7 protein-coding genes are annotated in these 6,028 nt (G+C 63.4%); all 7 read right to left on the bottom strand.

Features of this window, described 5'->3' with window-relative positions:
• Window positions 1-403, bottom strand: a 403-nt coding sequence (locus WCA85_RS21395; RefSeq protein ID WP_424066869.1) for a YhfC family glutamic-type intramembrane protease, incomplete at its 3' end; no start/stop codon positions are given.
• 59 nt (window positions 404-462) lie between these two features.
• A complete protein-coding gene (locus WCA85_RS21400; protein WP_424066870.1) occupies window positions 463-1,569 on the bottom strand; it encodes a LacI family DNA-binding transcriptional regulator in 1,107 nt (368 codons plus the stop codon).
• A 7-nt stretch (window positions 1,570-1,576) separates the two neighbouring features.
• Window positions 1,577-2,542, bottom strand: a complete 966-nt coding sequence (locus tag WCA85_RS21405; protein WP_424066871.1) for a 2-hydroxyacid dehydrogenase — start codon at window positions 2,540-2,542, stop codon at window positions 1,577-1,579.
• Window positions 2,542-3,831: an MFS transporter gene (locus WCA85_RS21410; protein ID WP_424066872.1), complete on the bottom strand. Its 1,290-nt coding sequence runs from the start codon at window positions 3,829-3,831 to the stop codon at window positions 2,542-2,544. Before WCA85_RS21410 ends, WCA85_RS21405 begins: the two co-directional genes overlap by 1 nt.
• Complete coding sequence (locus WCA85_RS21415) at window positions 3,828-4,793, bottom strand: sugar kinase (RefSeq protein ID WP_424066873.1); 966 nt, start codon at window positions 4,791-4,793, stop codon at window positions 3,828-3,830. The genes WCA85_RS21410 and WCA85_RS21415 overlap by 4 nt, the downstream gene beginning before the upstream one ends.
• A gap of 36 nt (window positions 4,794-4,829) precedes the next feature.
• Window positions 4,830-5,597: a sugar phosphate isomerase/epimerase family protein gene (locus WCA85_RS21420; protein WP_424066874.1), complete on the bottom strand. Its 768-nt coding sequence runs from the start codon at window positions 5,595-5,597 to the stop codon at window positions 4,830-4,832.
• A 154-nt stretch (window positions 5,598-5,751) separates the two neighbouring features.
• Window positions 5,752-6,028: LysR substrate-binding domain-containing protein (locus WCA85_RS21425; protein WP_424066875.1), on the bottom strand; the 277-nt coding region annotated here is incomplete at its 5' end.

Genomic DNA, 6,028 nt, shown 5'->3' on the forward strand with positions numbered 1-6,028 from the left:
GCGTGATCCGCGTCGAATCCATGTTCAGGTCACCGGGGACCGCTGACGCTGCTGCCGTTGCACCCACCGTCGCGCTCGCGGCCATTGCGCGCCGCCACATCAACCGCATCGCGATGAAACGTCCCGCCTCCTCGCACACACCCGCCGCCACCGCACCGTAAATCACAAACGCGAGCGGGTTGGACAACCACGCCGCCGTGGTCTCGTTCTGATGCAGCACGTAACCATTGAGCGTGCGCTCGATCACCATCGCGAACAGCGCAAACACGGCGATCCCGGAGATCACGTCGCGCCCGCTGAGCGCGAGCGGACCGCGCAGGCGGCGGTAGAGAACGATCGGTAACACGGCGACAAACAGCGTCGCGAGAGCCAGACAGGTAAGCGTGAGTGGTGCAACGACCATGGGTTTCCTTGCGATAACCGGCGCGCACCTGAGCGCGCCGCAGCCCGAATGATCGCAGATCAGCGAGAAGTTGACGCGCGCACGATCAATTCGCCGGGTAGCAGACAGTCACGGGCAGCCGCCTCGCCGCCGTCGATCCGTTCATGCAGGAATTCCACCGCGCGGTAGCCGATCTGAAAAGTGGGCTGGCGAATCGTCGTGACTCCGGTTAGTTCGGCCCATTCCGGGTCGTCGATGGAGATCAGCGCAATGCGCGCCTGCCACGCGGCACCATAGCGTGTGTTCAGGTGCCGGGCGAGACAGAGCGCCACTGGAGCGTTGGCTGCGAACAGGGCGATGCGACCGCTGTTCGACGCTCCGAGTGAGGTATCCGGCGCGCCGCCCGACGCCCCGAGCGCGTTATGCGGCGCCTCGTCCAACGAGCAGTCCAACGTGCGATCCAGCTCGGCAAGCGTATTGTCGAGCACCGCTGCGTCGCTTAGATCCAGCACGACCGTCCGGCCTCGTGCGCCCGCCTCGGCGCTCATCGCCTCGCGGAACGCCGCCTCGCGCAAGCGTCGCGAACTGACGCGCTCGAACGGTTGCACGACAAACCAGATCTCGCCGAAGCCCCGCTCCAGCAGATGATGCGTGCCCAGTTCGACTGCCGCAGCGTTGTCGAGCCCGACCATATCGGCGGTCAGCCCGTCCACCGTGCGATCCACCAGCACCGCCGGAATGCCGCCCTCGCCGACCGGCCGCAAGGTTTCCTCGCGCACACCGATCGCATTGACGATCACGCCTTCCACACGGTACGTGGTCAGCAGTTGCAGAAAGCGCCGCTCCATCTCCACTTCGTTGGCAGCATGGCAGATCAGCGGCATGTAACCCAATGCCTGGCACGCGGCTTCGACGCCCTGCAGCACCTCGACCGAATATGGATTCGTCAGGTCCGCGACGAGCATGCCGATCAGCCGGTTACGGCCGCGCTTCAGACCGCGCGCCATCTGGTTCGGCTGATAGTCGAGCTGTTTAATGGCCGCCTCGATGCGGGCGCGCAATTCTGGCGACAGCACACTCATCTCGCCATTCAGATAGCGCGAGATGCTGGTCTTGCCGGTGCCGGCTTCGCGGGCTACGTCGCTGATGGTCGCGCGACGTGGCGCGGCTGCGTGCGGGATGCTCACCGTGTGCTCACTTGCTCAGCACGTCGCGATTCACGACGTTGCGCGTCAGCGTACCGTCGAGCGCGGCGACCAGATTCTCTGCCGCATTCAGCGCCATCGCGTGACGCGTCTCTTCAGTTGCCGAGCCGATGTGCGGCAGCGCCACCACGTTGGGCATGCTCAAGAGCGGCGAGTCGGCGGGAAGCGGCTCGGTCTCGAACACATCGAGCCCAGCAGCGTGGATGGTGCCAGCCCGCAACGCTTCGATCAGCGCGGCTTCGTCGACAGTCGGACCGCGCGAGGCGTTGATCAGGATCGCGCTCTTCTTCATTGCGCGCAACTCAGCCGCGCCGATCAGATGGTGTGTCTCGGACGTAAGCGGCACTTGCAGGCAGACGAAATCAGACGTGGCCAACAGCTCAGCCAGGTCGACGCGCCGCGCGCCGTAAGCCTGTTCGGCCTGTGAATTCGGACTACGGTTGGTGTACAACACTTTCATGTTGAAACCCAGCGCTGCGCGCCGCGCGACAGCGCCGCCGATGCGCCCCAATCCGACGATGCCCAGCGTCTTGCCTTGCACTTCCACACCAAACTGCGCCTGGTCGATACTGCCTTGCCACTTGCCGGCCTTGACCCAGTCGGCTAGCTCCACCACTCGGCGCGCGCTCGCGAGAATCAGCGAAAACACCGTGTCTGCGGTGGACTCCGTGAGCACGTCAGGCGTATGCGCGAGGACGATGCCACGGCGCGTCAGATCGTCCACATCGAAGTTATCGAAGCCCACCGAAATGGTGGACAGCGCCTTCAGCTTCGTTGCACCTTCGAGCATTGCGGGCGTGATCTTGACGCTCGCGCCGATCGCGCCGTCGACTTCCTTCAGGACCGCCACGAAGGCGTCGTGCTGTGCGGCATCGATCTGCACGATCTCGGCATGCTCGCGCAGATAAGCGAGCACATCGTCGGGCACCGGTTTGTACACGAGGATCTTCTTCATCACCTTGATTTTCCTTCCAGTGGAGTAGCGGCGAGCCTGGCGGAAGCCTGCGGCTGCGGCTTGACAGCGAGCGTCAGCAGCACCGCGGCGACGAGCGCCACGCTCATGAACACATAGGATGACGCAGGCGAGCCGGTCGCGCCATTCAGATAGCCCACGATATACGAACCGACGAACGAACCCAATGCGCCCATACCGTTGATCAGGGCCATTGCGCCGCCCGCGACATTTTTTGGCAACAGCTCCGGCACGATCGCAAAGAACGGACCGTACGGCGCGTACATCGCCGCGCCCGCGATCACCAGCAGCGCATACGACGTCCAGAAATGCGTCGAGCCTAACGCATACGATGCGGCAAACGCCACCGCGCCTATCAGCAGGAACGGCCAGACGAACACCTTGCGACGGTTCAATTTGTCGGAGGCCCACGACACGACCAGCATTGCGATGGTCGCGGCCAGATACGGCAACGCGGACAGCCAGCCGGTTTCGACCATACCGAGCGTCGAACCGTTTTTAAGGATGGACGGCAGCCACAACACGAAGCCGTACACGCCGATGCTCCAGCAGAAATACTGGGCGCACAGCTTGATCACCGCCGCCGAGCGAAACGCCTCGCCATAGTTGCGTACCGGCTTGATCGCAGCCTGTTCGGCGCGCAGGGTCTCGGCGAGTGCATCCTTCTGCTGCTGCGTGAGCCACGTCACCTGAGCCGGCTTGTCCTGCACGATGAACCACCAGCACACGGCCCAGATGACCGCCGGCGCGCCCTCGGCGATGAACATATGCCGCCAGCCGAACGAATGCACCAGATAGCCCGATACCACCGACATCCACAGCACCGTCACCGGATTGCCGAGAATCAGGAACGTATTGGCACGCGAGCGCTCGCCTTTGGTGAACCAGTTGCTGATGAAAATCAGCATCGCCGGCATGACCGCCGCCTCGACCATGCCGAGCAGGAAGCGGATCACCATCAGCGATGGAATGTTGCTGACCACGCCAGTCAGCGACGCACAACCGCCCCACAGGATCAGACTCCAGAACACGAGCTTTTTGACGCTGCGGCGTTCAGCGTAGATCGCACCGGGAATCTGGAAGAAGAAATAGCCGAGGAAAAACAGCGCACCGATCAGCGACGCGAGACCCTTGCTGATGCCGAGATCCTGGTTGATCCCCGCGGCCGATGCGAAGCCGAAGTTGGCGCGATCGAGGTACGCGAGGCTATAGGTGATGAACACGATCGGCATGATCGTCCACCAGCGCCGAATTGCAAGCGATGAAGTCATGATTGTCTAATCCCATCGGCCCGTTCCAACTCATCCAGCTCCGTACGCGTCGGCAGCCCCTCGGAATCGCCGATCACCTGAATCGCCAGCGCTCCGATCCGGTTGCCGCGCGCCACCGCATCCTGCATTGGCCGCCCTTCAAGCAACGCACTGATCACACCGACCGCGAAACCGTCGCCCGCACCCACCGTATCGACCACCTTGGCGACCGGCTGCGCGGCGACCACGCCAGCATCATCAGCGGTGCGGAAATACGCGCCGCGCGCACCGAGCTTGATGATCACGCCACGCGCCCCGCGCTCCAGGTAAAAACGCGCAATATCCTCCGGTTTCGTGTAGCCCGTGAGAATCTCGCCTTCACCGATTCCCGGCAGCACCCAGTCGGCCAGTTCAGCCAGCGCGTTCAAACCCTCAACCATCGCCGCTCGCGAGGGCCAAAGTGTCGGGCGCAGATTAGGATCGAATGAGACGGTCTTGCCTGCGACACGCATTTCGCGCGCCAGCAAAAACGCCAGTTCACGCGAGGTCGCGGAGATGGCCGGCGCGACGCCCGTGAGATGCAGATGGCGGGCGGGCGTCACATAGGACGGTTCATAGTCGTCCGGCGACAAATGGCTAGCCGCCGAGCCCTTGCGAAAATATTCGATCGCCGGGTCGCTGCCGTCGTCGTTCTTCGACTTCAACTGAAAGCCCGTGGGATAGCGCTCGTCGGTAATCACGCGTTCCTGATCGATGCCCTCACGGCTCAACGTGGCGCGCACATACTCGCCGAACGAATCGGCGCCGACGCGGCTCATCCAGCCTACCTTGAAGCCTAGCCGCGCGAGGCCTATCGCGACGTTCAGATCCGCGCCGGCAACGCGCTTCGTGAACTGGCCGACTCCCTCGAGAGGACCTGTTTCGGCGGCAACGAACATCGCCATGGCTTCGCCGTAGGTGATGACATCGAGGGTCGGTTTCATTGTGGCTCCTGGTAATGCTGAAAATGCTGAATCGTCTTAAGCTCCGTCGAGCCAACGGACGTAGTTCGACGCATCCGCCGCCACGCGGTCTGGGTCAAACGGAAATTCGATGCCGCGCGGCACGTTACGCGGCAGCAGTCGTAGAACGGCGGCGCACACCGGATCGTCTGCTGCGGGCGCTACCGCAAAGCGCCGTGCGCCGATGCCCGTCACCGCTTTGCAATGGATATATTCGACGTGCTGCGCCAGTTGCTGGGCGGCCTCCGCGGGCGACTCGCCCGGCCATTGCCAATTGCCGAGATCGAAGGTCATGCCTAGTACGTCCAAGTAGCCTTCATGCCGCAACCCGTCGAACAGGCGAACGAACTGGCGGATCATGCCGCCCTCCGTCAGTTGACCGTTCTCGACGACGAGCCGGGCCCGAGCACCGCGCATGCATGCCGCGATCTGCGCACCCAGCGCGGCGTCCGCGCCAAATCCGCCGAGTTGCAGCTTCACAAAGCGCGCACCCAGTGCGTCCGCTTCTTCGACCGCGAGGCGCAGCGTTGCCTCGTCTAGCGCGCCCGCCGCGTTGTAGAGCGTCGCGGGGGTCGAGTAGACCGACCACATGCCCAGCCCTTCAACCGCCTCGCCAAGCGAGCTCAACGCTCCTGGGTCGGCCTGCGCTTCGCTAGCGAACAGTTCACGCCGCACCTCGAAACCCGCCGCTCCCGCCTGAGCCGCCGTTTTCAGCCATGCCCGATGGCCGTCCCGGCGGATCGCGTCCGCACCGAATGCGCTGGCAACTATGACAACGTCGGACATATCGAAACGACCCTGCTTTACTCAGCCCATATGTAAATGGAACCGGTTCCATTTACATATTTAAAAAAAGCGCCTAAGCGCACCCATCCACAAATAATGCCCCTCAGGGCTTGTCACGCGCCATAGTGGAAATCCCTGAAGACACCATCCCGACTCATGACGCCTCCACCTCAGTCAGCGCCAGAAACCGCTCCACCACCCGCGACGGCGCGCTCGCATGCGGAATCAGAATCGAAAAGTGGCGCGTCAGCGCCTGCGGCCTAAGCGAAAACAGACAGAGCGCGCCCGCCTCGTGCCGCATCGACATGGCCGACACAAAGCCGATTCCCATGCCCGCGCGCACCGCTTCCTTCACCCCTTCGACCCCGGCAATTTCGAGCGCCACGCGCATCGGCACGCCTGCGCGTGCGAAGGCCCGCTCGACCATCTGC

The sequence above is a fragment of the Paraburkholderia sp. genome (assembly GCF_049581445.1).
GTDB lineage: Bacteria > Pseudomonadota > Gammaproteobacteria > Burkholderiales > Burkholderiaceae > Paraburkholderia.

Bases quoted from the DNA above. Each gene is read 5' to 3' on its own strand.
- WCA85_RS21405 (WP_424066871.1), bottom strand. From the start codon at position 2,542: ATGAAGAAGATCCTCGTGTACAAACCGGTGCCCGACGATGTGCTCGCT.
- WCA85_RS21410 (WP_424066872.1), bottom strand. From the start codon at position 3,831: ATGACTTCATCGCTTGCAATTCGGCGCTGGTGGACGATCATGCCGATC.
- WCA85_RS21415 (WP_424066873.1), bottom strand. From the start codon at position 4,793: ATGAAACCGACCCTCGATGTCATCACCTACGGCGAAGCCATGGCGATG.
- WCA85_RS21420 (WP_424066874.1), bottom strand. From the start codon at position 5,597: ATGTCCGACGTTGTCATAGTTGCCAGCGCATTCGGTGCGGACGCGATC.